The following is a 25,683-nucleotide window of genomic DNA, read 5'->3' as shown; positions in this document are numbered from 1 at the left end:
GCTGCCGGGCGGTCCGCGCGTCCCCTGCCTCGTACGGGGCGCCGGGCCGTGCCGGTGGCAGCGACCGCCGCGCCGTGCATCCCACGAGCCGCACGGCGCGCGGGCCGTAAGCTGCCGTCATGCTTGTCGCCGCCGCCGTGTGCCCGTGTCCGCCGCTGCTGGTGCCCGAGGTCGCGGGGGGCGCCGCCCCCGAGATGGACGACGCGCGCGCCGCCTGTTTCGACGCGCTCGCGGTGCTGGCCGCCGCCCGACCCGACCGGCTGGTCGTCGTCGGGCCTGCGGAACCCTCCGCGCGGGGCCCGTACCCGCAGGGGGCGCGCGGCTCGTTCCGCGGCTTCGGGGTCGACCTGGACGTGACGCTGGGCCCCGCCTCCGAAGCGGCTCCGCAGGCGCACGAGCTGCCGCCCTCGCTGGCGGTCGGCGGCTGGCTGCTCGAGCGCACCGCGTGGGCCGGCGCGCCGGTGGAGGGTCTGGGCGTGGGCGAGCCGCTCGCCGGGGCGCGGTGTGCGGAGACCGGGCGGCAGATCGCCGGATCGGCGCCCCGTGTGGCCCTTCTCGTCATGGGCGACGGCACCACGTGCCGCACGCTGAAGGCGCCGGGCTACTTCGACCCGCGCGCCGCCGACTTCGACGCGTCCGTGGCGAGGGCGCTGGGAGCCGCCGACGTGTCCGCGCTCCTCGCGCTCGACGAGGAGCAGGCGTACGAACTGGGCGCGTCCGGTCGCGCCGGATGGCAGGTCCTGGCCGGGGCGGCGGAGGACGCCGGGCTCACCGGGCGGCTCCTGTACGACGCCGCCCCGTACGGCGTGGGTTACCTGGTCGTCGGCTGGTCCTGAGGCCGGGGGTGGCGGCTGGGCGCGGCCGGCACACGTACGGGAGCGGGGGCGGCCCGCCGGCCGCCCCCGCTCCGCTGCCCCTCGCCCCCGTTGCGCGACGGCTCAGGCCGCGCTGCCACCGCCGCGGCCTCCGGCCTCGTCGCCGCCCTGGCCCCCTTCCTGCGTCCAGCGGTCCATCGCCTCCTGGCCCTTCTGCGAGCCGGTGTCGATCTTGTCGCTGTGCTTGCCGCCGGTGCGCTCGTCCAGAGTGTTCCCGGCCTTCTCCATGCCCTGGTCGGCCTTGTCGCCGTGCTGGCCGAGCATGCCCTTGACCTTGTCCATGAAGCTCATGGCGGTCACCTTTCCTGTGGACTGCTGAGAGTGTGGGGCGCTCACGATGAAGCGGGGCGAATCGCCCATATCCACCCTGGGTCATATCCGGGCATGTGACAACTCGCCCGCCGTGAGCGAGCCGCCGCGCGTTTGCGAGACTGGCGCTGTGACAGCCCCCTCCCGCACCCCCGAAACACCGCCGTCGCTCCAGGTCGTGGCCGTCGTCGGCGCCACCGCCGCCGGCAAGTCCGATCTCGCCGTCGAGCTGGCCCGCACGCTGGGGGGCGAGATCGTCAACGCCGACTCCATGCAGCTCTACCGCGGCATGGACATCGGCACGGCCAAGCTGACCGGGTCGGAGCGGCGGGACGTTCCGCACCACCTCCTGGACGTCTGGGACGTCACCGAGGCGGCCAGCGTGGCCGAGTACCAGCGGCTGGCCCGGGCGGAGATCGAGCGGCTGCTCGCCGCAGGCCGCGTGCCGGTGCTGGTCGGCGGCTCGGGTCTGTACGTGCGCGGCGCCATCGACGTGCTGGAGTTCCCCGGCACCGACCCGGACGTCCGGGCCCGCCTGGAGGCCGAACTCGCCGAGGGCGGTTCCGGTCCGCTGCACGCCCGTCTCGCGGCCGCGGACCCGCAGGCGGCGCGCGCCATCCTGCCCAGCAACGGCAGGCGCGTGGTGCGGGCGCTGGAGGTCATCGAGATCACCGGCCGCCCCTTCACCGCGAACCTCCCCGGCCACGAGTCCGTCTACGACACGCTGCAGATCGGCGTCGAGGTGCCGCGTCCCGAGCTGGACGGGCGGATCGCCCGCAGGGTCGACCGGATGTGGGAGGCCGGCCTGGTCGACGAGGTCCGCGCGCTGGAACGGGAAGGGCTGCGGGAGGGCCGCACGGCGTCCCGCGCTCTCGGCTACCAGCAGGTGCTGGCGGCCCTCGCGGGCGACTGCACGGAGGACGAGGCCCGCGCGGAGACCGTACGGGCCACCAAGCGCTTCGCCCGCCGCCAGGACTCCTGGTTTCGGCGGGACCCGCGGGTGCACTGGCTCAGCGGTGCGGACGACGCGCGGGACGGCCTGACGGGTGCGGCACTGGCCTTGCTCGAACGACCGGTCACAGCCTGATCACGTGATGGCATCGGGACGTCCTGAGCGTGCTGGACGGCCCTTCCGGCGTGCCATCATCGACCATCGTTCGAGTTGTTCAGCAGGAGTGGAGGGCACGTGGCGATGGCAGCCGGCCCTCGTGACGACGAAGAGTCCGCAGCGGAGTACGGGGCCTACCTGGACTACTCCCCGACCCCCGCGGTCCGGGACGAGATCGGCGACGAGGACCTTCCCGACCAGGACCCGCCGGTCGAGCCGCACGAACTGCGGCCCCCGCGCCGGCTACGGCTCTGGCAGCTCGCGCCCATCGTGATACTGGGCGCCCTCGGCTCGCTCATGTTCGCCTTCCCGCTGGCCTTCGAGCCCGGCGGACGTTCCGGCGCGGTGGTGGCCATGCTCGGCCTGCTGATCTGCTGCTGCGCCGCCGGATGGGGCGTGATCGCGGCGCGGCGCGTCGGGCACGTCTGGCCGGGCCTGCCCGCGCCGGGGTCCGGTGAGAGAGCGAACTGGCGGGTGGTGCTCGCCTACACCGCCGTGGTCGGCACCCTCGCCGCGCTCGCCCTGTGGCGGGTCGCCCGCCTCTCCGGCTGAGCCCGCGCCGCAGCTCGGGCCCCGGCCGGTCAGCACTCCCGGCCGTCGGCGCCCCGGGCCGCGCCGCGCCCGCGGGCCGCGCCTGCCGATACGATCGATGCCGTGAGCACCGTGCAGCCCGTGCCGTTCCTCAAGGGGCATGGCACCGAGAACGACTTCGTGATCGTCCCCGACCCGGACGGCGCCCTCGCTCTGGACGCCGCCGCCGTACGGCGCCTGTGCGACCGCCGGGCCGGAGTGGGCGGTGACGGCCTGCTCCGCGTCGTGCGCTCCGCCGCGCACCCCGAGGCCCGGGAGACGGCGGGTGACGCCGAGTGGTTCATGGACTACCGCAACGCTGACGGCAGCATCGCCGAGATGTGCGGCAACGGCGTCCGCGTCTTCGCCCGCTACCTGAACCGTGCCGGCCTGGTGCCGCCCGGCGATCTCGTCGTGGCCACCCGCGCCGGGCTGCGGCGGGTCCACCTCGCCAAGGACGCACCCACCGGGGCGTTCGGGGCCCTCGCCACCGGACCCGTCACCGTCGGCATGGGCCGTGCCGCGCTCCCCGAGGGCGACGTCACGGTGACCGTCGGCGACCGCAGCTGGCCCGCCCGGCACGTCGGCATGGGCAACCCGCACGCCGTCGTCTTCGTCGACGACCTCGACCACGCCGGGCGCCTGCTCGAACCCCCGCTGGTCACCCCGGCGACGGCCTACCCCGACGGCGTCAACGTCGAGTTCGCCGTCGACCGCGGGCCGCGCCACGTCGCTCTCCGCGTCCACGAACGCGGCTCCGGCGAAACCCGTTCCTGCGGTACGGGCGCCTGCGCGGTGATGGTCGCCGCCGCACGCCGCGACGGTGCCGACCCGGCCGCCGACGGAGCACCCGTCACCTACACCGTCGACGTTCCCGGCGGACGTCTGGTCATCACCGAACGCCCCGACGGGGAGATCGAGATGACGGGCCCGGCGGTGATCGTGGCCGAGGGTGTCCTCGATCCGGCCTGGCTCACCGGCTGAAGCTCCGTCACTCCGGGCTGGAGTCCCGTCCCACTGCCTGAATCCCTGTCACCCCTCACCGCTGCACTACCGGGTGTCGCTCCGTCAGCCGTGTCCCCCGTTCACTTCCGCACAAACGTCGCTCGACCGGGTGATCCCTCTCACTGCCGCCGGGAGGCGGTGAGCAGCACGTGATGGGCTCGGTAGAGTCGGACCCCGGGACGAAACCGGGGTTCACGAGCGGGAGGTGCCCATGGACGCGGTGCGAAACCTACGGAAGCTCAGCCGTGCCGCGCTCCTGAGGTCTGCCACCCGCGGCACGCTGCCGGACGCGATCGAGCACGTCGCGCAGGTGCACCGCGCCCACCATCCCCGCGCCGACCTGGACGCACTCCGCCGCGCCTACGTCCTCGCCGAGTCCTCGCACCGCGGTCAGACCCGCAAGAGCGGCGACCCGTACATCACGCACCCGCTTGCCGTGACGCTGATCCTCGCTCAACTCGGCGCCGAGACCACGACGCTTACGGCTTCCCTGCTGCACGACACCGTCGAGGACACCGAGGTGACGCTGGACCAGGTGCGGGACGGCTTCGGCGACGAGGTCGCCCACCTGGTCGACGGCGTCACCAAACTGGAGAAGGTCGACTACGGCGCCGCCGCCGAGCCCGAGACGTTCCGCAAGATGCTCGTCGCCACCGGCAGCGACGTCCGCGTGATGTCCATCAAGCTCGCCGACCGGCTGCACAACATGCGCACCCTCGGCGTGATGCGGCCGGAGAAGCAGGCCCGGATCGCCCGCGTCACCGGCGACGTGCTCATCCCGCTGGCCGAACGGCTCGGCGTGCAGGCGCTGAAGCGGGAGCTCGAGGACCTGGTCTTCGCCGTGCTCCACCCCGAGGACCACCGCCGCGCACAGCACCTGGTGCGGGAGCACACCGCACGGCCCGACCCGCTGACCGCCGTCGCCGCCTCGGTCCGCGAGGTGCTGCGGGCGGCCTCCGTCGAGGCGCAGGTGCTGATCCGGCCGCGGCACCTGCTCTCCGTGCACCGGCTGCACCACAAGCGGGGCACGCTCGGGCCGAGCGACTTCGGGCGGCTGCTGCTGCTGGTCGAGGGGGACGCCGACTGCTACGCGGCACTCGGCGAACTGCACACCTGCTTCGTCCCGGTGATGTCGGAGTTCAAGGACTTCATCGCCGCGCCCAAGTTCAACCTCTACCAGTCGCTGCACACGGCGTTCGCCGACGCCGACGGCAGGGTCGCCGAGGTGCTGGTGCGCACGCACCGCATGCACCGCGTCGCCGAAGCGGGCGTCATCGCCCTCGGCGACCCGCACCGCGCCGCGGCCGCCGCCGACACAACGGCCGACGCCGTGGCGGCGGAGTGCGTCGACGCGGAACGTGCCGACCCCACCCGTCCCGGCTGGCTGTCCCGCCTGCTGGCCTGGCAGAGCCAGGCCGCCGACCCGGACACCTTCTGGACCGAGTTGCGGGACGAGCTTGCCGAGGACCGTGAGATCACCGTCTACCCGGCCGGGGACGCCGCGGGCGGCACCCCCGCACTGCCCCTGCCCGCCGGCGCGAGCTGCGTGGACGCCGCCTACGTCCTGCACGGCGAGGCCGCCCACCGCTGCATCGGCGCACGGGTCAACGGTCGTCTCGCCGCGCTGAGCACGGCCCTCCGGGACGGCGACACCGTGCAGCTCTTCCTCGCGCCCCCGCACACACCCGGCGCGCACGCCCCGGCTCGCGAGTGGCTCACCCACGCCCGCACGCCCGCCGCACGCATCGCCATCCGCCAGTGGCTCGCCGGGCATCCCGTGGAGCCGCCCGCCCCGCCGCGGTCCGTCTCCCCGGGCACACCCGAGGCCCCCGGCCGCCCCGACCGTCCCCGCCGCCGGGGCGGGCCCGCCGCCGAAGGCCCCAGCGTCGTCACCGGCCACCCGGAGACCCCGGTACGCCTCGCACGCTGCTGCACGCCCGTCCCGCCCGACGCCGTCACCGGCTTCCCTGTCCGGGGCGGAGCCGTCACCGTGCACCGCGACAGCTGCCAGACGGTGGTGCGGATGGCCGCTGCCGGGCGCCGCCCCGTCGCCGTCCGCTGGGACAAGCGCACCGCCGGCTGCCGCGTCACTCTTCTGGCGGAGGCCTTCGGCCGTCCCCAACTGCTCGCCGATCTCACCGAGACCATCGCCGCCCAGGGCGCCGCGGTGATCTCCGCCGCCGTCGAGCCGCCGTGCGAGCAGCGTGTACGTCACACCTACACGCTCCAGCTCCCCGACGCCGCGGGGCTGCCCGCGCTGATGCGTGCCATGCGGCGGGTGGCGGGCGTCTACGACGTGTCCCGGGCGGTCCACCGGCTCCCAGCGGGCTGACCGCACGCCGAGCTGCCGCAGCGCTGCTGCTCCGCCGCTCCGCCGCCCGGTCGTCCGGCATGCGACCGGGCCGCGGTAATCCTGGTGACGCGGGGACGGCGGCGTGTCACTATCGACAGCGACGGCCGGTCACCCGGTTTCCGGGGAATCATCCCGGCATCGCGGGCGTTCCTCCGAACAGAACGGCGGAGCGGACACACCGTCCGCCGGCCCACTCGCCTCGACGTAAGGATCCAATGACCCCCTCTTCCTCCCTTCCTGAACCCGGCCAGCGCCTCGCCGAGTCGAACCGCCGCGCCGACGCCCTGATGGAGGAGGACGTCGCCTGGGGTGACGGCGTGGACGCCGCACGTGACGGGGAGCAGTACGACCGCTCCGACCGTGCAGCACTGCGCCGGGTCGCCGGCCTCTCCACCGAGCTGGAGGACGTCACCGAGGTCGAGTACCGGCAGCTCCGCCTGGAGCGCGTGGTGCTCGTCGGCGTGTGGACCTCCGGCACCGCGCAGGACGCGGACAACTCCCTCGCGGAGCTGGCAGCCCTCGCCGAGACCGCCGGTGCCGAGGTCCTCGACGGCGTCGTCCAGCGGCGCGACAAGCCCGACCCGGCCACGTACATCGGCTCCGGCAAGGCCGAGGAGCTGCGCGACATCGTGATCGCCTCCGGCGCCGACACCGTCGTGTGCGACGGTGAACTCAGCCCCGGCCAGCTCATTCACCTCGAGGACGTCGTCAAGGTCAAGGTGGTCGACCGGACCGCGGTGATCCTGGACATCTTCGCCCAGCACGCCAAGTCCCGGGAGGGCAAGGCGCAGGTGGCGCTGGCCCAGATGCAGTACATGCTGCCGAGGCTGCGCGGCTGGGGCCAGTCGCTGTCCCGGCAGATGGGTGGTGGCGGTTCCGGCTCGGCCGGCGGCGGCATGGCCACCCGTGGTCCCGGTGAGACCAAGATCGAGACCGACCGGCGGCGCATCCGCGAGAAGATGGCGAAGGCGCGCCGGGAGATCGCGGAGATGAAGACCAGCCGCGACATCCAGCGGCAGGACCGCCGACGGCACAAGGTGCCCTCGGTCGCGATCGCCGGATACACCAACGCCGGCAAGTCCTCCCTGCTCAACCGCCTCACCGGCGCGGGCGTGCTGGTGGAGAACGCGCTGTTCGCGACCCTCGACCCGACGGTACGGCGGGCCGAGACGCCCAGCGGGCGGCTGTACACCCTGGCGGACACCGTCGGGTTCGTGCGCCACCTGCCGCACCACCTGGTCGAGGCGTTCCGCTCCACCATGGAGGAGGTCGCCGACTCGGACCTCGTCCTGCACGTGGTGGACGGCTCGCACCCCGCTCCGGAGGAGCAGCTCGCCTCGGTCCGCGAGGTGATCCGCGACGTCGGCGCCACCGAGGTGCCCGAGATCGTCGTGGTCAACAAGGCGGACGCGGCGGACCCGCTCGTCCTCCAGCGCCTGCTTCGCCAGGAGAGGCGCGCCCTGGTGGTGTCCGCGCGCACCGGACAGGGCGTCGACCGGCTGCTGGCCCTGATCGACGAGGAGTTGCCGCGCCCGTCGGTCGAGCTGGAGGTACTGGTGCCGTACACGCACGGCGCTCTCGTCGCCCGCGCCTACGCCGAGGGCGAGGTGCTCTCCGAAGCGCACACCGAGGAGGGCACGCTGCTCAAGGTGCGGGTGCACGAGGAACTGGCCGCCGAACTCCGCGTGTTCGAGCCGGCCGGCCAGGCCTGACGCACCCGCCCGGGTGCCGCACCCACGCTGAAGGCCCGGTTCCGGGAGGCTGGTTTCGCCTCCTGGAACCGGGCCCACACGCTGCGTGAGCCGCAGCGCTTCCCGTCAGCTCAGCGAACTGACCGCGTCGAACACCCCTTCGGCCTCGTCGCCCAGGCGGGGGCCCGCCAGCCAGTCGTGGGTGAGCGGCCCGATCGAGGTCACCGACAGCAGGCGCCCGCCGTCCGCGCTCAGCCAGCCGCCGCCCGACGAACCGCCGGTCATGGTGCAGCCGATCCGGTACATCGTGGGCTGTGACGGGTCCAGGGTGAGCCGGCCCGGCCCGTCCGTGCAGCGGAACATGCGCTCGCCGCTGAACGGCGGGGCGGCCGGGTAGCCGTTCGCCGTCAGGCTCTCGATGCTCTGCACGCCGGGTGTGCCGAAGTCGATCTCCACGGCGCCGCCGACGGTCTCCTCCAGGCTCTTGCCGCCGTTGGCGCTTTTGTTCTCCGGCTGCACCTTCAGCATGGCGAAGTCCTGGGGCGCGCCGGCGCCGCCGGTGCTGGCGCCGCTCTCGATCCAGTGCGTGGTGGTGCGGGCGTGCTTGGCCCACCAGATGCCGTGCGGGGAGACCTGGTCCGGGGCCCCCTTGCCCAGCTCGGCGGGTGCCAGGCCGCCGTTGTTGTAGTGCGGCACGAAGACCACGTTGCGGAACCAGCCGCCCTTCTCACCGGCGTGCACACAGTGGCCCGCGGTCGCCACCAGGTTGGACTTGCCGGGGTTCGCCGGGTCCTTCACCACGGTGCCCGAGCAGACCATCGGGCCCTGCGGGGTCTCCATCAGCACCTTGCCGACAGGCGGAGCGTTCTCCGTGTACGGCAGCGGCACCTCCTCGGCCTCGACCGCGGCGGGCTCCGGGTCGGTGACGCCCTCGTCGATCTCGGAGTCGTCGACGTCCCGTTCGCTCTCCTCGGCGTCCTTCATCCGGTCCGGGTCCCAGTAGTCCTCGATGATCGGATTGATGAACTCCCGCGCCTCGCGCAGCCAGTCCTCCCGGTCCCAGTTCTTCCAGGCCCCGTTGCGCCACTTGTCCAGGTCCTGCAACGCGGCCGGCAGGTCCTCGGGCAGCTTGTCCGGCAGCCCCAGTTCCTCGCGCAGGTCCTGGCCGGGCTGCTCCGCGGTCGCGCTGGGCTTCGGATCGACCGGAGCCTCCTCCGGGCCGCAGGCGGTCGCAGTCAGCGCCAGTGCGGCGGCAGCCGCCGCACCCGCGAGCACGCGCCGCTGGCGGCGTGCCGGACTACCCGTGGATGACATGCCTGAACTCCCCCTGAAAATCGCTTCGCTGTCGCGTGACGCGCCGTCACTGACGGGTCACGGCCCTCGCCGGAGCGGGGCGGCCCCCACTATGCCCGGCCAACGGGGGGACGGTGGACGCAGGGTCCCCGGTTCCGCACGAGGCGCGGCCGTTCCGCCGGCCGGTGGGCGATCTCGTCCCCGGCCGTGATCCGACGCCCTCTCGGTCGTTGAAAGTCAGGGGACCAGTGGCTCGCGCGCGGGCCGAAGCGACAGCACGGGAGACACCAGTGAACGCGAGCTCCGGACCTGAGCCGACGACGGCCGAGGGCGGCCCTGCCGGCGGTGTGCGGATCGCCGGGCTCGACCGGCCCGAAGTACCGCGTCAGCCGCATCGGTTCGCCGACGACGTGCGCGATGGGGACGTCCGTGCGACGTCCGACCCGCTGGAACAGCCCGACCCGGCCGCCGTCGCCGACGCCGCCGGGGCGGAGAGCCTGCTGCGGTGCTGGGTCCGGGAGAACGACCTTCCGGAACCCGCCGACCGTACGCTCCGGATCGCCCTGGAGGCCACCGGAACCGCCCTGCGCGTGCCCGTGCTGCACTGGTCGGCGACCGGGTGGCACCGCTTCGGGCCCGCCCGTCTGGAGAGCGTGCCGGCGGACGCCGAACCGGTCGACGCCGTACTCCTGGCCGCGCTCCTCGGCCGCGAGGGCGCGCACCGCGCCGGCGGCCGCACGGTCGTTCCCACCGGGGAGAGCGCGGCGCTGGTCGCCCGGGTCGCGGACTCGGTGCGGCGCAGCACGGAGTTCCTCGCCGGCCGCCGTGCCGAGCCGGGACCGGCCGCGGACGGCGACCTCTTCCTCGAGGCCGAACAGTCCCTCGTCCTGGGCCACCCCGTACACCCCACGCCGAAGAGCCGCGAAGGCCTGTCCGACTCCGAGGCGCAGGCCTATTCCCCCGAGCTGCGGGGCTCCTTCCCGCTGCACTGGATGGCCGTCGACGCCTCCGTGCTCGCTTCCGACTCGGCCTGGTACCAGGAAGGGCCGGGCGACCCGGACCGCGTCGGCGCCGCACCCGTGCCCGCCTCCCGGCTCGTCGAACTCCTCGCCGGTGAGGACGTGGCGGCCGCGCTGCCGGAGGGGTGCGCGCTGCTGCCACTGCACCCCTGGCAGGCCCGGGAGCTGCGGTACCGGCCCGAGGCGGCCCGCCTGCTGGATGCCGGGCTTCTGCGCGACCTCGGCGCCGCCGGCGAGCCCTGGTTCCCCACCTCCTCCGTCCGCACGGTCCACCGGCCCGGAGCGGACGCCATGCTCAAGCTCTCGCTGGGCCTGCGCATCACCAACTCCCGGCGGGAGAATCTCCGCAAGGAGGCGTTGCGCGGGGTGGAGATCCACCGCCTGCTGCGCACCGGGCTGGCCGCCCGCTGGCGCAAGGCCCACCCGGACTTCGACATCGTCCGCGACCCGGCCTGGCTCGGTGTCGACGACCCTGCCGGGCGTCCCGTGCCCGGTCTGGACACCGTCATCCGGCACAATCCGTTCGGCCCGCACGACGACGCCGTGTGCATCGCCGCACTCACCTCCCCGCGGCCCTGGCCCGGCCTGCCGGGCGACCGGCTGCGTTCGCGGCTCGCCGACGTCGTCGAGGGCCTCGCCGCGCGGACCGACCGGCCGGTGGCGGCGGTCGCCGCCGAGTGGTTCCTGCGCTATCTGGAACGGGTGGTGCGGCCCGTGCTGTGGCTCGATGCCCATGCCGGCATCGCCCTGGAGGCCCACCAGCAGAACACCCTGGTGCTGCTGGACAAGGACGGCTGGCCGTGCGGCGGCCGCTACCGCGACAACCAGGGCTACTACTTCCGCGCCTCCCGGCGCGAGGAGATCCAGCGGCGGCTTCCGGGCGCCGGGGTGGCGAGCGACTCCTTCGTGGCCGACGACGTCACCGACGAGCGCTTCGCGTACTACCTCGGCATCAACAACGTACTCGGCCTCATCGGCGCCTTCGGCTCCCAGGGCCTGGCGGGAGAACCGCTGCTGCTCGCCGCGTTCCGGCAGTTCCTCCAGGGCGAGACCTCCGCCTCCGGAGGCGGCCCGGTGTCCCCCCTGCCCGCACTGCTGCTCGGCACGCCCACCCTGGGCTGCAAGGCCAACCTCCTCACCCGCCTGCACGGTATGGACGAACTGGTCGGGCCGGTGGACACGCAGTCCGTCTACGTCACCGTCGCCAACCCGCTCGCCCTCTGAGCGCCGGCCGGCCCCGCACCCCCGAGGAACCCATGGAACTTCCGGCTCCGCATCCGCCGCGGGCAGCGGACTCCGGCTGCGACCAGGTCGCGGACCCGGAGGCCGACACCGTGGACGTCGACCTGTCCGGAGGGCTGGCCGCGCTGGTCGCCGAGCGCGATGCAGGTGCCGGGGCGCCACCCGCGGGGGTGCCGGGCTCCGGAAGCCACTACCCGGCCCCGGCCGGCACCCGGGCGGAGCCCTTCGGCGCGCGCGGCCGGCTCGGTGGGCCAGACCTGCTCGACGACCTCCCGCGCTGGGCGGCCGCGCACACCGCCGCGGGCACCTTCCAGCTGGTCCCGGTCCGGCTCGAGCGCGACCTGCCGCTGATCGCCGCATGGATGAACGATCCGGCAGTGGCTGCGTTCTGGGACCTCGCCGGGCCCGTCGGGGCGACCGCCTCGCACCTGCGGGCCCAACTCGACGGCGACGGCCGCAGCATCCCCTGCCTGGGCGTCCTCGACGGCGTTCCGATGAGCTATTGGGAGGTCTACCGCGCTGACCTGGACCCCCTCGCGCGCCACTATCCCGCCCGTCCCCACGACACCGGCGTCCACCTCCTCGTCGGCGGCGTCACCGACCGCGGCCGCGGCCTGGGAACCACCCTCCTGCGGGCCGTCGGAGACCTGGTCCTGGCGCACCGGCCGTGCTGCCGGCGGGTCCTCGCCGAACCCGACCTCCGCAACGTGCCCTCCGTGGCCGCCTTCCTCGGCGCGGGCTTCCGCTTCTCCGCCGAGGTCGACCTGCCCGACAAGCGCGCCGCGCTGATGATCCGCGACCGCTGACCGTCACCCTGCGAACACTTCCCGAGAAGGAGACACTCCGGTGCCCCAGCACCCCTCCGCCCTGCGACTGCCCCACGGCCTCGATCGGGACACGTGGGAGCGAGCCGCACGGCGGCTGCTGACGAAGATGCTCGCCGAATTCGCCTACGAGCGGATCATCCGCCCGCACGCCGAGGAGGACGGCACCCACAGCGTCGCCGTCGACCCCGACCTCACGCTGCGCTTCCGCGCCCGCAGAGGCGCCTACGGGCACTGGATCATCGACCCCGACAGCGTCACCCCGGCCCTCGACCCGGTCGACTTCGTCGCCCGCGCCCACGACGGCCTCCTCGGCCTGTCCGGCGACACCACCGGCCACCTCATCCGCGAACTCACCGCCACCCTGACCGCCGACGCCCGCCTCGACGCCACCGCGCTCCCCGCAGCAGACCTCGCCGACCTGGGCTACGCCGAACTCGAGGGGCACCAGACGGGCCACCCCTGGCTGGTCGCCAACAAGGGACGCGTCGGCTTCTCAACCTCGGACGCGGCCGACTGGGCACCGGAAGCCCGCACGCCGCGCCGCCTCCCGTGGATCGCGGTGCACCGCTCGCTCGCCGTCTACCGCGGCGTACGGGCGCTGGCCGACCCCGCCCGCCTCTACGCGAACGAACTCGGCGCCGCCACCCGGGGCCGGTTCGACGCCATCCTCCGTGCCAGGGGCCTCGTGCCCGGCGAGCACCTGCTGCTCCCCGTCCACCCCTGGCAGTGGGAGGAGACCGTCGCGCCCCTCTTCGCCGCCGAGATCGCCCGCGGCACGCTCGTCCCTTTGGAGACCGACGACGACGTACGGCTGCCGCAGCAGTCCGTCCGCACCTTCCTCAACGCCGCCCGCCCCGAGCGGCACACCGTCAAGCTGCCGTTGTCCGTCCTCAACACCCTCGTCTGGCGCGGACTGCCCACCGAACGGACTCTGGCGGCCCCCGCCGTCACCGCCTGGGTGCACGGGCTGCGGGACGGCGACCCGTTCCTGCGCGACGAGTGCCGGGTGATCCTGCTCGGCGAGGTCGCGTCGGTGACGGTCCCGCATCCCGTGTACGACACGCTGCCCCAGGTGCCGTACCAGTACCGCGAGCTGCTCGGCTGCATCTGGCGCGAGCCGCTGCCGCCCCGCCTCGACGCCGGTGAGCGCGCCCGCACGCTCGCCGCGCTGCTCCACACCGACCCGGCCGGCCGGGCCCTGACCGCCGAACTCGTCGCGCGCTCCGGCCTGGAGCCCACCGCGTGGCTGCGGAATCTCTTCGCCGCGCTGCTCCCGCCGCTGCTGCACTTCCTCTACCGCTACGGCACGGTCTTCTCCCCGCACGGCGAGAACGCCATCGTGGTCTTCGACGGGGACGACGTGCCGGTGCGGCTCGCGGTCAAGGACTTCGTCGACGACGTCAATGTCAGCGCTCTGCGCCTGCCCGAGCACGCGTCGATGCCGGAGGACGTCCGCGAGGTGCTGCTCACCGAGGAGCCGTCCTTCCTCCCGCAGTTCATCCACGCGGGTCTGTTCGTCGGCGTCTTCCGCTACCTGGCCCCGCTGTGCGAGGACCAGCTCGGCGTCCCCGAACACGTCTTCTGGGCACTCGTCCGGGACGAGGTGCGGCGCTACCACCGCCGCTTCCCCGAGCTGAAGGAACGCTTCGAGACGTTCGACATGCTCGCCCCGCGCATCGAGCGGCTCTGCCTCAACCGCAACCGGCTGCACGCGGACGGTTACCGGGACCGCAGCGAGCGGCCGCACGCCGCCGTGCACGGCACCGTGCCCAACCCGCTGCACGGCCCGTGACCCGGGGCCCCGCACCGTTCGTGACCGGCCAGCGGCGTGGCCGGATCGCCACGGACCGGAGCCCCGATGTCAGCGGCGCCGCGTAGGCTGTCAGCCCTATGAGCAAGCCTGACCTCTCCGATCTCCTGCACGCCGCCGTCGAAGCCGTCGGGGGCACGGAGCGCCCCGGTCAGGTCGCTATGGCACACGCCGTCGCGGACGCCGTCGAAGACGGCAGCCACCTGCTGGTCCAGGCCGGGACGGGCACCGGGAAGTCCCTCGGCTACCTGGTGCCCGTGCTCGCCCAGGGCGACCGCGCGGTGATCGCCACGGCCACCCTGGCGCTGCAGCGGCAGCTCGTCGAGCGCGACCTGCCGCGCACCGTGGACGCCCTGCACCCCGAGCTGCGCAGGCGCCCCGAGTTCGCGATGCTCAAGGGCCGGTCCAACTACCTCTGCCTGCACCGCCTGCACGAGGGCGTCCCGCAGGACGAGGAGGAGGGACTCTTCGATCCTTTCGAGGCCGCCGCACCGACCAGCAAGCTGGGCAAGGACCTGCTCCGGCTGCGCGACTGGTCGGACGACACCGAGACCGGCGACCGCGACGACCTCACCCCGGGCGTCTCCGACCGCGCCTGGGCGCAGGTGTCGGTGTCCGCCCGCGAGTGCCTCGGCGCGAGCCGCTGCGCCTACGGCGCCGAGTGCTTCGCGGAGGCGGCGCGGGAACGGGCCAAGCTCGCGGAGGTCGTCGTCACCAACCACGCGCTGCTTGCCATCGACGCCATCGAGGGCGCACCCGTCCTGCCGAACCACGACGTGCTGGTGGTCGACGAGGCGCACGAGCTGGTCTCCCGCGTCACCGGGGTGGCCACGGGCGAGCTGACGCCTGGCGGTGTGAACCGCGCGGTGCGCCGCGTCGCCAAGCTCGTCGACGAGAAGGCCGCCGACCGGCTGCAGACCGCTTCCGAGGGCTTCGAGCGGCTGATGGAGCTCGCGCTGCCGGGCCGGCTGGAGGAGATCCCCGAGGATCTGGGCTACGTGCTGGCGGCCCTCCGGGACGCCGCACGGTTGTGCATCACCGCGCTCGGCGACACCCGCGACCGCTCGGTCCAGGACGAGGACGCCGTCCGCAAGCAGGCGATGGCTTCCATCGAGAGCGTCCACGACGTCGCCGAACGCCTCACGCACGGCTCGGAGTACGACGTGGTCTGGTGCGAACGCCACGACCGCTGGGGCGCCTCCTTGAAGGTGGCGCCGCTGTCCGTGTCCGGGCTGCTGCGGGAGAAGCTCTTCGAGGACCGCTCCGTGGTGCTCACCTCGGCCACGCTGAAGCTCGGCGGCGACTTCGACGGCGTCGGGGCCTCGCTCGGCCTGGCCCCCGAGGGGCGGCAGGCGCGGCAGGCGCAGGAGGCCCAGGAGAGCGAGGAGGAGTCGGTCGAGGACGCCGAACTCCCGCGCTGGCGCGGGCTGGATGTCGGCTCGCCGTTCGACTACCGCAAGCAGGGCATCCTGTACGTCGCCAAGCACCTGTCCCCGCCCGGCAGGGAGGGGTCCCGGAGCGACATGCTCGACGAGCTGTCCGAACTGGTGGAGGCCGCGGGCGGCCGTACACTCGGGTTGTTCTCCTCGATGCGAGGCGCACAGGCGGCGGCCGAGGCGCTGCGCGGCCGGCTGGAGATGCCGATCCTGCTCCAGGGTGAGGAGACCCTCGGCGAACTCATCCGCACCTTCGCCGAGGACCCGGAGACCTGCCTGTTCGGGACGTTGTCGCTCTGGCAGGGCGTGGATGTACCCGGCGTCAACTGCCAGCTGGTGGTGATGGACCGCATCCCCTTCCCGCGCCCGGACGACCCGCTGACGAGCGCCCGCCAGAAGGCGGTCGAGGAAGGCGGGGGCAACGGCTTCATGGCCGTCGCGGCGACGCACGCGGCGCTGCTGATGGCCCAGGGCGCCGGGCGGCTGGTCCGCGCGGCGGGGGACCGCGGCGTGGTGGCGGTGCTGGACCCCCGGCTGGAGCGGGCCCGCTACGGGTCGTTCCTGCGGGCGTCGATGCCGGACTTCTGGTACACCACCGACCGCAATCAGGCGCGCCGGTCGCTGGCCGCCATCGACGCGGCGGCCCGGGCCGACGGCTGAGGGCGGGCGGCGCAGCGGTGCGTGTGTCGGCGGGGCGACGTGGACACCCCTTGCCCCGCCCCCGCGCCGGAGCGGACCCGTCGTGCGGGCGCAGCAGAGCCCCGGAACCGGCGCAGGTGTTCCGGGGCTCGTTCAGGGAGCGTGAGGCTGCGGGCCGTCAGACGCGGCGCAGGACTGCGACGACCTTTCCGAGGATGGTCGCCTCGTCGCCGGGGATCGGTTGGTAGGAGGCGTTGTGCGGGAGCAGCCACACGTGTCCGTCCTCCCGCTTGAAGCGCTTGACGGTCGCTTCGCCGTCCAGCATCGCGGCGACGATGTCGCCGTTCTCCGCCACCGGCTGGCGGCGCACGGTGACCCAGTCGCCGTCGCAGATCGCCGCGTCGACCATCGAGTCGCCGACGACCTTGAGCACGAACAGCTCTCCGTCGCCGACGAGTTGACGCGGCAGCGGGAAGACGTCCTCGACGGACTCCTCGGCGAGGATCGGACCGCCGGCGGCGATGCGGCCGACCAGCGGCACGTACGAGGCGGACGGTTTGCCCGTGGTGTCCGCGGTCTGGGTGCTGGGAGTGTCGGAGCCGCGGACCTCGTAGGCCCGGGGGCGGTGCGGGTCGCGGCGCAGGAAGCCCTTCCGCTCCAGCGCCATGAGCTGGTGCGCCACCGAGGAGGTGCTGGAGAGGCCGACCGCCTGCCCGATCTCACGCATCGACGGTGGGTAGCCGCGCCGCTGCACGGAGTCGCGGATCACTTCGATCACCCGGCGCTGCCGGTCGGTGAGACCGGAGCTGTCGGCCCGGACGCCGGGTGGCCTGCCCGGCAACGAGCGTGTGGCCGGGGGGGCCGGCCGATCGGCGCCCGTGCCGTCGCGGTCGGCCGCCGCGTCCTTGTCGGCGCCGAGTGCGGCGCGGTCTTCGGCGGTGATGGTCGCGGTGTCTGCGGTGGTCATGACGGCCCCTCTCGTGCGGTTCTCCCTGTGGCTCAACGGTAGTTGGTTTCGAAAGGTTGCGCCAAACACACGTTCGAGTGAAATATCGGCATTCACCTTTCGTGATCATGCGCCTGCGTGTATTGCGAGGTGCGTCGCCCGCTCTCGGGTGGGTTCTCCGGTGGTGCGCCGCGACACGTCGGGGCCGCTTCGCCGTGCCCGCCCCGCCGCGAGCTTCCCTCCCGCCGCAGCGTACGCTCGACGCCGTCGCGCGCCGCGACACGCGTACTGCCGGGTAGTGCAGCGGGCACCAGATCTAGTGGTTAGATTGGCGTCGGCCACCACAAGTTGTGGTCCCGCCGCCTCCCTTGGGGTGAGCGTGGCCTATGCTGGTGGCACGTCCCGAGGAGTCCCATGCGGTCTCCTCAGGGTGTTCCAGGCATGCACGGCGAGGGTTCACGGGAGGGGTCGGGAACGATGCACTGTCCCTTCTGCAAGCACCCGGACAGCCGCGTGGTCGACAGCCGCACCACCGACGACGGCACCGCGATCCGGCGCCGCCGGCAGTGTCCCGACTGCTCGCGCCGGTTCACCACGGTGGAGAACGCGTCACTGATGGTGATCAAGCGCAGCGGTGTCACCGAACCGTTCAGCCGGGACAAGGTGATCGCCGGAGTCCGCAAGGCCTGCCAGGGGCGTCCCGTCACCGAGGACGCGCTCGCCCAGCTCGGCCAGCGGGTCGAGGAAGCGGTCAGAGCAACCGGAAGCGCGGAGCTGTCCACGCACGACGTGGGCCTCGCCATACTGGGTCCGCTCCAGGACCTGGACCTTGTCGCCTATCTGCGATTCGCGTCCGTCTACCGGGCTTTCGAGTCGCTCGAGGACTTCGAGGCCGCTGTCGCGGAACTCCGCGAGACCCGGCCTCCCGCCGAGGAAGCCGGACCCGTCGAGGGTCACGGGGGCCTCGACGTGCCCGCGCCCACTGCCGCCGCCGACTGAGCGGCACGGCGTCAGACCTGGCCGGCGGCCCGCGGGGCCGACCGGTCGATGATCAGAAATTCGCGTTCCGGGAAGAACCGGGGCACACGGGGCGTTATGCCCGTACAGGGAGGCGGAATGACAGAGACGACGAGCGGCCCGGCACGCGGCTCCCGCGCCAAGGGCGGCAAGGCGAACAAGGGTCTGCGCATCGAGCGCATCCACACCACCCCCGGCGTGCACCCGTACGACGAGGTGAACTGGGAGCGCCGTGACGTCGTCATGACCAACTGGCGCGACGGCTCGGTCAACTTCGAGCAGCGCGGCGTCGAGTTCCCCGACTTCTGGTCGGTGAACGCGGTCAACATCGTCACCAGCAAGTACTTCCGCGGCGCGGTCGGCACCCCGGAGCGGGAGCACAGCCTCAAGCAGCTCATCGACCGCGTGGTGAAGACCTACCGCGCGGCCGGTGAGGAGAATGGCTACTTCGCCTCCTCGGAGGACGCCGACGTCTTCGAGCACGAGCTGGCCTACGCAGTGCTCCACCAGGTCTTCGCATTCAACTCCCCGGTCTGGTTCAACGTCGGCACCAAGCAGCCGCAGCAGGTCAGCGCCTGCTTCATCCTCTCCGTCGACGACTCCATGGAGTCGATTCTCGACTGGTACAAGGAAGAGGGGATGATCTTCAAGGGCGGTTCCGGCGCCGGCCTGAACCTCTCCCGCATCCGTTCCTCGAAGGAGCTGCTCTCCTCCGGCGGTAACGCCTCCGGTCCCGTCTCCTTCATGCGCGGTGCGGACGCCTCCGCCGGCACCATCAAGTCCGGCGGCGCCACCCGCCGGGCAGCAAAGATGGTCGTCCTGGACGTCGACCACCCCGACGTCGAGGCCTTCATCGAGACCAAGGTGAAGGAGGAGGAGAAGATCCGCGCGCTGCGCGACGCGGGCTTCGACATGGACCTGGGCGGCGACGACATCACTTCCGTCCAGTACCAGAACGCCAACAACTCGGTGCGCGTCACCGACGAGTTCATGAAGGCCGTGGAAGCCGGCTCGGACTTCCCCCTGCGGGCCCGCATGACCGGCGAGGTCGTCGAGAAGGTCGACGCCAAGTCGCTGTTCCGCAAGATGGCCGAAGCCGCACACGTCTGCGCCGACCCGGGCATCCAGTACGACGACATCATCAACCACTGGCACACGTCGCCGGAGTCGGGCCGCATCACCGCCTCCAACCCGTGCAGCGAGTACATGCACCTGGACAACTCCTCGTGCAACCTGGCCTCGCTCAACCTGATGAAGTTCCTGCGGGACGACGACAACGGCAACCAGTCGTTCGAGGCGGAGCGGTTCGCCAAGGTGGTCGAGCTGATCATCACCGCGATGGACATCTCCATCTGCTTCGCCGACTTCCCGACCGAGAAAATCGGAGAGACCACCCGGGCCTTCCGCCAGCTGGGCATCGGCTACGCCAACCTCGGCGCCCTGCTGATGGCCACCGGCCACGCGTACGACAGCGACGGCGGCCGTGCGCTCGCCGGCGCCATCACCTCGCTGATGACCGGCACCTCCTACCGTCGCAGCGCCGAACTCGCCGGTGCCGTCGGCCCGTACGACGGCTACGCCCGCAACGCCGACGCCCACCGGCGCGTGATGAAGCAGCACGCCGACGCCAACGACGCGGCGACCCGCATGGACGACCTGGACAGCCCGGTGTGGGCCGCCGCCACCGAGGCATGGCAGGACGTCGTCCGTCTGGGCAAGAAGAACGGCTACCGCAACGCGCAGGCCTCCGTGCTCGCTCCGACGGGCACCATCGGCCTGATGATGGACTGCGACACCACCGGTGTGGAACCGGACCTCGCGCTGGTCAAGTTCAAGAAGCTGGTCGGCGGCGGCTCGATGCAGATCGTCAACAACACGGTGCCCAAGGCGCTCAAGCGCCTCGGTTACCAGCCGGAGCAGATCGAGGCGATCGTCGAGCACATCGCCGAGCACGGCAACGTCGTCGACGCCCCCGGCCTCAAGCCCGCGCACTACGCGGTCTTCGACTGCGCCATGGGCGCGCGCTCCATCTCCCCGATGGGCCACGTGCGGATGATGGCGGCGGCCCAGCCGTTCCTCTCGGGCGCAATCTCCAAGACGGTCAACATGCCGGCCTCCAGCACGGTCGAGGACGTCGAGGAGATCTACCTCCAGGGCTGGAAGCTCGGGACCAAGGCGCTCGCCGTCTACGTTGAGAACAGCAAGGTCGGCCAGCCGCTCTCCGCCAGGCAGAAGGAGGAGGAGAAGAAGGAAGAGCCGGCCACGGTGGTCGAGTACCGCCCGGTCCGCAACCGCCTGCCCAAGGGGCGCCCCGGCATCACCACCTCCTTCACGGTCGGCGGCGCCGAGGGCTACATGACCGCCAACTCCTACCCGGACGACGGTCTCGGCGAGGTCTTCCTGAAGATGTCCAAGCAGGGCTCGACCCTCGCGGGCATGATGGACGCCTTCTCCATCGCCGTCTCCGTCGGCCTCCAGTACGGCGTCCCGCTGGAGACCTACGTCTCGAAGTTCACCAACATGCGCTTCGAGCCGGCCGGTATGACGGACGACCAGGACGTGCGGATGGCGCAGTCGATCGTCGACTACATCTTCCGGCGCCTCGCCCTGGACTTCCTGCCCTTCGAGACCCGCTCCGCACTCGGCATCCACTCCGCCGAGGAGCGCCAGCGCCACCTGGAGACCGGCTCCTACGAGCCCGGCGAGGAGGAGCTGGACACGGAGGGCCTGGCCCAGTCCGCGCCCACGGCCGACGAGCCCGCTGCGCAGAACCCGGCCCGGCAGGCGCACAACTCCACTGAACTGGTGGAGATGCAGCTCGGCCTGAACGCCGACGCTCCGCTGTGCTTCTCCTGCGGCACCAAGATGCGCCGAGCGGGCAGCTGCTACCTCTGCGAGGGCTGCGGCTCCACCAGCGGCTGCAGCTGACCAGCCCGAACGGCGGGGGTGGACCGGCGCGAACGCGCCGGTCCACCCCCGCCATTCGTCTGCTCCCTCCCCCGTGCACCGGGCCGCTCGTGCGCGGCGGCGTTCGCGCGGGCGTTCCCTGCCGGTGTACGCGGGTCGATGCCTTAGGCGCTCACCCACTTGGCCGTACGATGGCGCAGTGCTGGTCAAGTGGATGCGCTGCACCGTCGTGGACCGTCGCGGGTTCGAGCGGGGGCAGCGGAAATGGGCGGGGCTGCTCGGGGAACCCGGCTTTCGCGGGCAGGGCGGCGGCTGGAGCCGTGCCCGCAGCGGCGTCGCGCACCTCTTCGGCTTCTGGGAGAGCCGGGCCTTCTACGACTCCTTCATGGCCCGCTCCCACGACCGGCTGCACGCCTCCCAGATCGGCACCTACAAGGACATGCGCGTCCGGCTCTTCGAGTACCGCTTCGACGTGAAGACCGGCTTCTCGCCGGTCTTCACCGATGCCGACCTGCTCCGCGTCGCCCACTGCCGCGTACGGGACGACCGTGTCGAGCACTTCACCCTGATGCAGGAGAAGGTGTGGAACCCGGCGATGGCGGGATCGCCCGGCATGCTCCGCGGACTCTTCGGACAGGCGGATCCCCAGAACGAGTTCCTCGTCCTGTCGATGTGGGACACCGCCGCCGAGCACGGCAAGTACCGCACGGAACGGGTCGAACGGCTCGCCCTGCGGGCGCAGATCGGCGCCGACGTGACCGCGATCGCCGGGGACGTGATCGACCTCGAGCCCTCGTGGACGGTGTGAGGACCCGGGTGATCGGGCGGGCGCGTCCCGTTCGGCACCTGGGGCGGCAACACCAGCACTAGAGTCGGCGCACCATGACCACCGACGACACCGAGATGGCCTGCTCGGTGCTGCACGTCCTGGCCGAGCACGGCGAGATCGACCAGGACGCGCTGGCCGCCGCCTTCGCGACGCACCACGACTTCGACCGGGGCTACGGACCTGCGGTGAACCGCATGCTGCGGCCGATCAGGCAGGAGGATGCCGACTGGCGGCGGCTGTCCTCGGAGCTCTTCGACGGTCAGGGCTCCTGGGGAAACGGCGCGGCCATGCGGGTCGCGCCGCTGGGAGCATGGTTCGCCAACGCTCCCGAACGCGCCGCCGAACAGGCAGAGCTGTCCGCCGTCGTCACCCACCGGCACCCCGAGGCGGTGGTCGGAGCGATCGCCGTCGCGGTGGCGGCCGCGCGTCATCTCGGGGCGTTCGAGGAGGCGTTGTGGAACACCCTGCGGGCAGGCGGTGATGTCGACACCGCGGGGGCGATCGTGGGGGGCGTCGTGGTCGTGAGCGCGGGCGGCGCACCACCGCAGCCCTGGACCCGGCGTACCGAGGTGCTGCTGAGCTGGATGCCCGCCCTCGTCCGAGGGTTGTAGGGCCGGACGTCACGGGGCCGTCACAGGGACGCCCGTCCGCCCGGGCCCACGTCACCGCCTGGTCACAGAGGCAGCCCGCGACGTGCAACCTCCCGGCGTGGAACTAGCGTTGCCCCCTTGAGGGCCGCACCGTGGCTTCGGGCGGCCGGGGGAGGAGACGCATGGTCGAGCAGCCGGGTGAGGAATCCGCGGAAGGACGCGGGCGAAGAGCCGAGCCGGACACGGTGGCCGAGCGGGGCGTTCCGCAGGAGCGCGCGGAGGAGCGCCAGGGCGAAGGGGCCGGCCGGGCCGGCGGGAAGGCCGCGGCCGGGCCCACCGTGCCGGACCAGCCGCGTCATGCAGCGGGCCCGTCGGCCGACCGCCCGCCGGGCAGCGGCGAGCCCGGTCCGGGGCCGGACCTGCGGAAACCTCCGCAGCAGGGTGAAGCCGCTCCGGGACCCCGCGGTGGCCGCGGCGTTCCGGGCGGGATGGCGCCCCACCCGCAGCCGCCGCACTACGCGTACCAGCCGCCCAGGCCGGCACCGCCGCCTGCCTGGGTCGTGGCTTCGCGTCCCGACGACCCGCCCGCGCCCCTGCGCGCGGCCACCGGCTGGGCCGCGATCGGCGCCGGAGTCGCCGCCTCACTGCTGCTCGGCGAGGGCCTCGGCGTCAACCTACTGCTCGCCGCGCTCCCGGCCGCGCTCGCCGCCCACTTCGCGGCCCGGACCGCCGGCCGCAGGCCCCGGCCGTGGACGCTGCTGTGGGCCGCCGGATGCCTGGCCCTGCTGGGCGTGCCGGCGCTGCGTGACGCTGCCTGGCCCAGCACGCTCGCCGTGCTCGCCGCCCTCGCGGTGGGCTCCTTCGCCCTCCAGGGCGGACGCAGTTGGGCGGCGGCGCTGATCAGTCCCTTCTGGCTGCCCGCCGCCGTGCCCGGCGGTGTGGCGTGGGCGTGGAAGGGCACCCGGGAGCGGGCCCGGAACACCCGGCACCGCTGGGGGCCGGTGGTCCGCACCGGCCTGATCGCCGTCGGACTCCTGGTGGTGTTCGGCGCGCTCTTCGCCGGGGCCGACGCCGCCTTCGCCGACCTGCTCAACAGCCTGGTCCCGGACGCCTCCGTCGCGGACGGCCCATTGCGCTCGTTGATTCTGCTGCTCGGCATCGTCACCGCGCTCGCTGCCGCCCGTACGGCCGCCGCACCCCGCCGCTGGGACCGGATCGACGTCAAGCCGGGGAAGGGTCGCGGCCGGGTGGAGTGGGCGCTACCGCTCATCGTGCTCGACGTCCTGTTCGCCGTCTTCAACACGGTGCAGCTCACCGTGCTCTTCGGCGGCTACGACCGCGTGCTCCGGGAAACCGGCCTGACCTACGCCGAGTACGCGCGGCAGGGATTCTGGCAACTGCTCTGCGCCACCCTCCTGACCCTGGTGGTGATCGCCCTCGCGCTGCGGTGGGCGCCGCGCGGCCGTCGGCGGGACGCCACCCTGGTGCGGGCGGTACTCGGGACGCTGTGCGCGCTCACCCTGGTCGTGGTGCTCTCCGCGCTGCGCCGGATGGATCTGTACGTCGACGCCTACGGGCTGACTCGGCTGCGCCTCTCGGTTGCCGGCGTCGAACTCTGGCTCGGCCTCGTCATCGTGATGATCATGATTGCCGGAGGGCTCGGCGTCCTGGGCCGACGCGGCGCCACCTGGGTGCCGCGTGCGGTGACCGCCTCCGCCGCGCTCGGCGTACTGGTCTTCGGGCTGATCTCCCCGGACCGCCTGGTGGCCGAACAGAACCTCGCCCGCCACGAGCGTACGGGCAAGATCGACCTGCTCTACCTGCGCAACCTCTCCGCCGACGCCGTACCGACCCTGGACCGCCTTCCCGAACCGCTCCGCTCCTGCGCCCTCAGCGAGATCGCGCGCGGGATCGAGGCGGACGAGGGCGAGCCCTGGTACGCGACGAGTCTCGGCGAGGCACGCGCCCGCGAGGTCCTGGCGAAGCGGCCCGTCGCCGAGAACCGCGACGCCTGCGCCTCAGCGGGCGTCTACGACGACGGCTACCGGAGCTACTGAACGCGTACCGGCCCGGCGTGCACGGACCCAGCCTGTGCACGCCGGGCCGGGTTGTTCCGTTTCATCGCGGGGCGCGACAATGAGGAGGGCGGTACCGGGAGCACCGGAACACCGTCGACCGAACGACGCCCGCAGCGGAGGCCCTTCCGTGCACCGTCCGGAGCCGGTCCAACCCGTGGTGGAGCAGGCGGCTACGCTTGCTCCCGCCATGCCGTACGAACCGCCCACCCACCGCGTCGAGCGCTCTCTGCGCGCCACCACCGGAGCGAAGGTGGTCGCTGGGGTCGACGAGGTCGGTCGCGGCGCGTGGGCCGGACCCGTCACCGTGTGCGCCGCCGTCACTGGTCTGCGGCGACCTCCCGAGGGGCTCACCGACTCCAAACTGCTCACCCCGCGGCGGCGGGAGCACCTGGCCCACGAACTCGGCGGCTGGGTCACCGCGCACAGTCTGGGTCACTCCTCGCCGGAGGAGATCGACGCGTGGGGGATGACCGCAGCCCTCCGTATGGCCGCCGTCCGCGCCCTCGAAGGGCTGCCGCTGCGTCCGGACGCGGTGATCCTCGACGGCAAGCACGACTACCTGGGGCGGCCTTGGCGGGTCCGCACGGTCATCAAGGGCGACCAGACCTGTGTCGCCGTGGCGGCGGCCTCCGTTCTGGCGAAGGTCCGCCGGGACGCGATGATGGCCGAACTCGGAGAATCCCACGCAGACTTCGCCTTCGCCGACAACGCCGGCTACCCCTCCCCGGTGCACCGTGCGGCGCTGGAGGAGTTCGGCCCGACCCCGTACCACCGGTTGTCCTGGGCCTACATGGACGGGCTTCGGCGCTGGCAGCACCTGAAGAAGATCCGCACCGACCCGGTCGAGCAGATCGGCCTCTTCTGACCGTCCCCGGTCGCGCGTCCGTGTCGCGGTCGCCCCCGCCGACGCGTGCGGCCGTGGAGTTTGATAGACAACACTCCATGCCTCTCTCCCCTGAGGAGCCACAGATTCACGAGCGTGTCCCCGACCGCGAAGGCGGCGTAGGAACTACCCGGACTCCGCAGGCTTCCCGACCCCCTGTTCCCCTTCCCGGACCCCGGACCACCCCGCGTCCCGCGCCGCCGCGCGCGGACCGGACCATCCGGCCCGCGCCCGGCCCCGGCCGGCCCGGCAACGC

At 72.9% G+C, this 25,683-nt stretch carries 19 protein-coding genes; 16 read left to right on the top strand and 3 right to left on the bottom strand.

Annotated features, from left to right (window positions below):
* Positions 1 to 119 precede the first annotated feature (119 nt).
* Positions 120 to 836: a class III extradiol dioxygenase subunit B-like domain-containing protein gene (locus E4198_RS04900; protein WP_136182082.1), complete on the top strand. Its 717-nt coding sequence runs from the start codon at positions 120 to 122 to the stop codon at positions 834 to 836.
* Between the two features lie 102 nt (positions 837 to 938).
* Here E4198_RS04900 and E4198_RS04895 read toward each other — a convergent pair whose 3' ends face one another.
* Entirely contained in the window at positions 939 to 1,166 is a 228-nt protein-coding gene (locus E4198_RS04895) for an antitoxin (RefSeq protein WP_136182081.1), read from the bottom strand.
* Positions 1,167 to 1,314: 148 nt separating this feature from the next.
* Here E4198_RS04895 and miaA point away from each other — a divergent pair, with 148 nt between their 5' ends.
* From miaA to hflX, 5 genes are all read left to right on the top strand, one after another.
* Positions 1,315 to 2,271 carry a tRNA (adenosine(37)-N6)-dimethylallyltransferase MiaA gene (gene miaA / locus E4198_RS04890; RefSeq protein ID WP_247597559.1) on the top strand — a complete coding sequence of 319 codons (957 nt, stop codon included), beginning with the start codon at positions 1,315 to 1,317 and terminating at the stop codon, positions 2,269 to 2,271.
* A 105-nt stretch (positions 2,272 to 2,376) separates the two neighbouring features.
* Positions 2,377 to 2,844, top strand: coding sequence for a hypothetical protein (locus tag E4198_RS04885; RefSeq protein ID WP_136185189.1), 468 nt, complete (start codon positions 2,377 to 2,379; stop codon positions 2,842 to 2,844).
* A 102-nt stretch (positions 2,845 to 2,946) separates the two neighbouring features.
* Positions 2,947 to 3,846, top strand: a complete 900-nt coding sequence (gene dapF / locus E4198_RS04880) for a diaminopimelate epimerase (RefSeq protein WP_136182079.1) — start codon at positions 2,947 to 2,949, stop codon at positions 3,844 to 3,846.
* Between the two features lie 232 nt (positions 3,847 to 4,078).
* Positions 4,079 to 6,199 (top strand): HD domain-containing protein, encoded by a 2,121-nt coding sequence (locus E4198_RS04875; protein ID WP_136182078.1) that lies wholly within the window; start codon positions 4,079 to 4,081, stop codon positions 6,197 to 6,199.
* Between the two features lie 236 nt (positions 6,200 to 6,435).
* On the top strand, positions 6,436 to 7,932 hold the full coding sequence (gene hflX / locus E4198_RS04870; protein ID WP_136182077.1) for a GTPase HflX: 1,497 nt from the start codon (positions 6,436 to 6,438) through the stop codon (positions 7,930 to 7,932).
* 105 nt (positions 7,933 to 8,037) lie between these two features.
* On the opposite strand, the gene E4198_RS04865 is transcribed toward hflX, so the two are convergent.
* Complete coding sequence (locus tag E4198_RS04865; protein WP_136182076.1) at positions 8,038 to 9,225, bottom strand: hypothetical protein; 1,188 nt, start codon at positions 9,223 to 9,225, stop codon at positions 8,038 to 8,040.
* Between the two features lie 269 nt (positions 9,226 to 9,494).
* On the opposite strand from E4198_RS04865, the gene E4198_RS04860 reads away from it, so the two are divergent.
* The 4 genes from E4198_RS04860 (at position 9,495) to E4198_RS04845 (ending at position 16,198) form a co-directional block, all read left to right on the top strand.
* Entirely contained in the window at positions 9,495 to 11,447 is a 1,953-nt protein-coding gene (locus tag E4198_RS04860; protein WP_136182075.1) for an IucA/IucC family protein, read from the top strand.
* Positions 11,448 to 11,479: 32 nt separating this feature from the next.
* A complete protein-coding gene (locus tag E4198_RS04855) occupies positions 11,480 to 12,271 on the top strand; it encodes a GNAT family N-acetyltransferase (protein ID WP_136182074.1) in 792 nt (263 codons plus the stop codon).
* Positions 12,272 to 12,311: 40 nt separating this feature from the next.
* A complete protein-coding gene (locus E4198_RS04850; RefSeq protein WP_247597558.1) occupies positions 12,312 to 14,084 on the top strand; it encodes an IucA/IucC family siderophore biosynthesis protein in 1,773 nt (590 codons plus the stop codon).
* A gap of 98 nt (positions 14,085 to 14,182) precedes the next feature.
* Positions 14,183 to 16,198 carry an ATP-dependent DNA helicase gene (locus tag E4198_RS04845; RefSeq protein WP_136182073.1) on the top strand — a complete coding sequence of 672 codons (2,016 nt, stop codon included), beginning with the start codon at positions 14,183 to 14,185 and terminating at the stop codon, positions 16,196 to 16,198.
* A gap of 157 nt (positions 16,199 to 16,355) precedes the next feature.
* Here E4198_RS04845 and lexA read toward each other — a convergent pair whose 3' ends face one another.
* Positions 16,356 to 17,144 (bottom strand): transcriptional repressor LexA, encoded by a 789-nt coding sequence (lexA, locus tag E4198_RS04840; protein WP_136182072.1) that lies wholly within the window; start codon positions 17,142 to 17,144, stop codon positions 16,356 to 16,358.
* 456 nt (positions 17,145 to 17,600) lie between these two features.
* Here lexA and nrdR point away from each other — a divergent pair, with 456 nt between their 5' ends.
* The 6 genes from nrdR to E4198_RS04810 all read left to right on the top strand — a co-directional run bounded on the left by nrdR (position 17,601) and on the right by E4198_RS04810 (position 25,409).
* Positions 17,601 to 18,122, top strand: a complete 522-nt coding sequence (nrdR, locus tag E4198_RS04835; RefSeq protein WP_136182071.1) for a transcriptional regulator NrdR — start codon at positions 17,601 to 17,603, stop codon at positions 18,120 to 18,122.
* Positions 18,123 to 18,239: 117 nt separating this feature from the next.
* Positions 18,240 to 21,068 (top strand): vitamin B12-dependent ribonucleotide reductase, encoded by a 2,829-nt coding sequence (locus E4198_RS04830; protein ID WP_136182070.1) that lies wholly within the window; start codon positions 18,240 to 18,242, stop codon positions 21,066 to 21,068.
* A 178-nt stretch (positions 21,069 to 21,246) separates the two neighbouring features.
* Positions 21,247 to 21,855, top strand: coding sequence for a YdbC family protein (locus E4198_RS04825; protein WP_136182069.1), 609 nt, complete (start codon positions 21,247 to 21,249; stop codon positions 21,853 to 21,855).
* Between the two features lie 74 nt (positions 21,856 to 21,929).
* Entirely contained in the window at positions 21,930 to 22,487 is a 558-nt protein-coding gene (locus E4198_RS04820; protein WP_136182068.1) for an ADP-ribosylglycohydrolase family protein, read from the top strand.
* A gap of 161 nt (positions 22,488 to 22,648) precedes the next feature.
* Complete coding sequence (locus E4198_RS04815; RefSeq protein ID WP_136182067.1) at positions 22,649 to 24,523, top strand: DUF4173 domain-containing protein; 1,875 nt, start codon at positions 22,649 to 22,651, stop codon at positions 24,521 to 24,523.
* A gap of 208 nt (positions 24,524 to 24,731) precedes the next feature.
* Positions 24,732 to 25,409: a ribonuclease HII gene (locus tag E4198_RS04810; RefSeq protein ID WP_136182066.1), complete on the top strand. Its 678-nt coding sequence runs from the start codon at positions 24,732 to 24,734 to the stop codon at positions 25,407 to 25,409.
* The last annotated feature ends 274 nt before the right edge of the window (positions 25,410 to 25,683 follow it).

Source organism: Streptomyces sp. RKND-216, from assembly GCF_004795255.1.
Classification (GTDB): Bacteria; Actinomycetota; Actinomycetes; order Streptomycetales; family Streptomycetaceae; genus Streptomyces; species Streptomyces hazeniae.
Note: the sequence above shows the minus strand (reverse complement) of the source record. Positions and strands in the feature narration are given on the sequence as shown.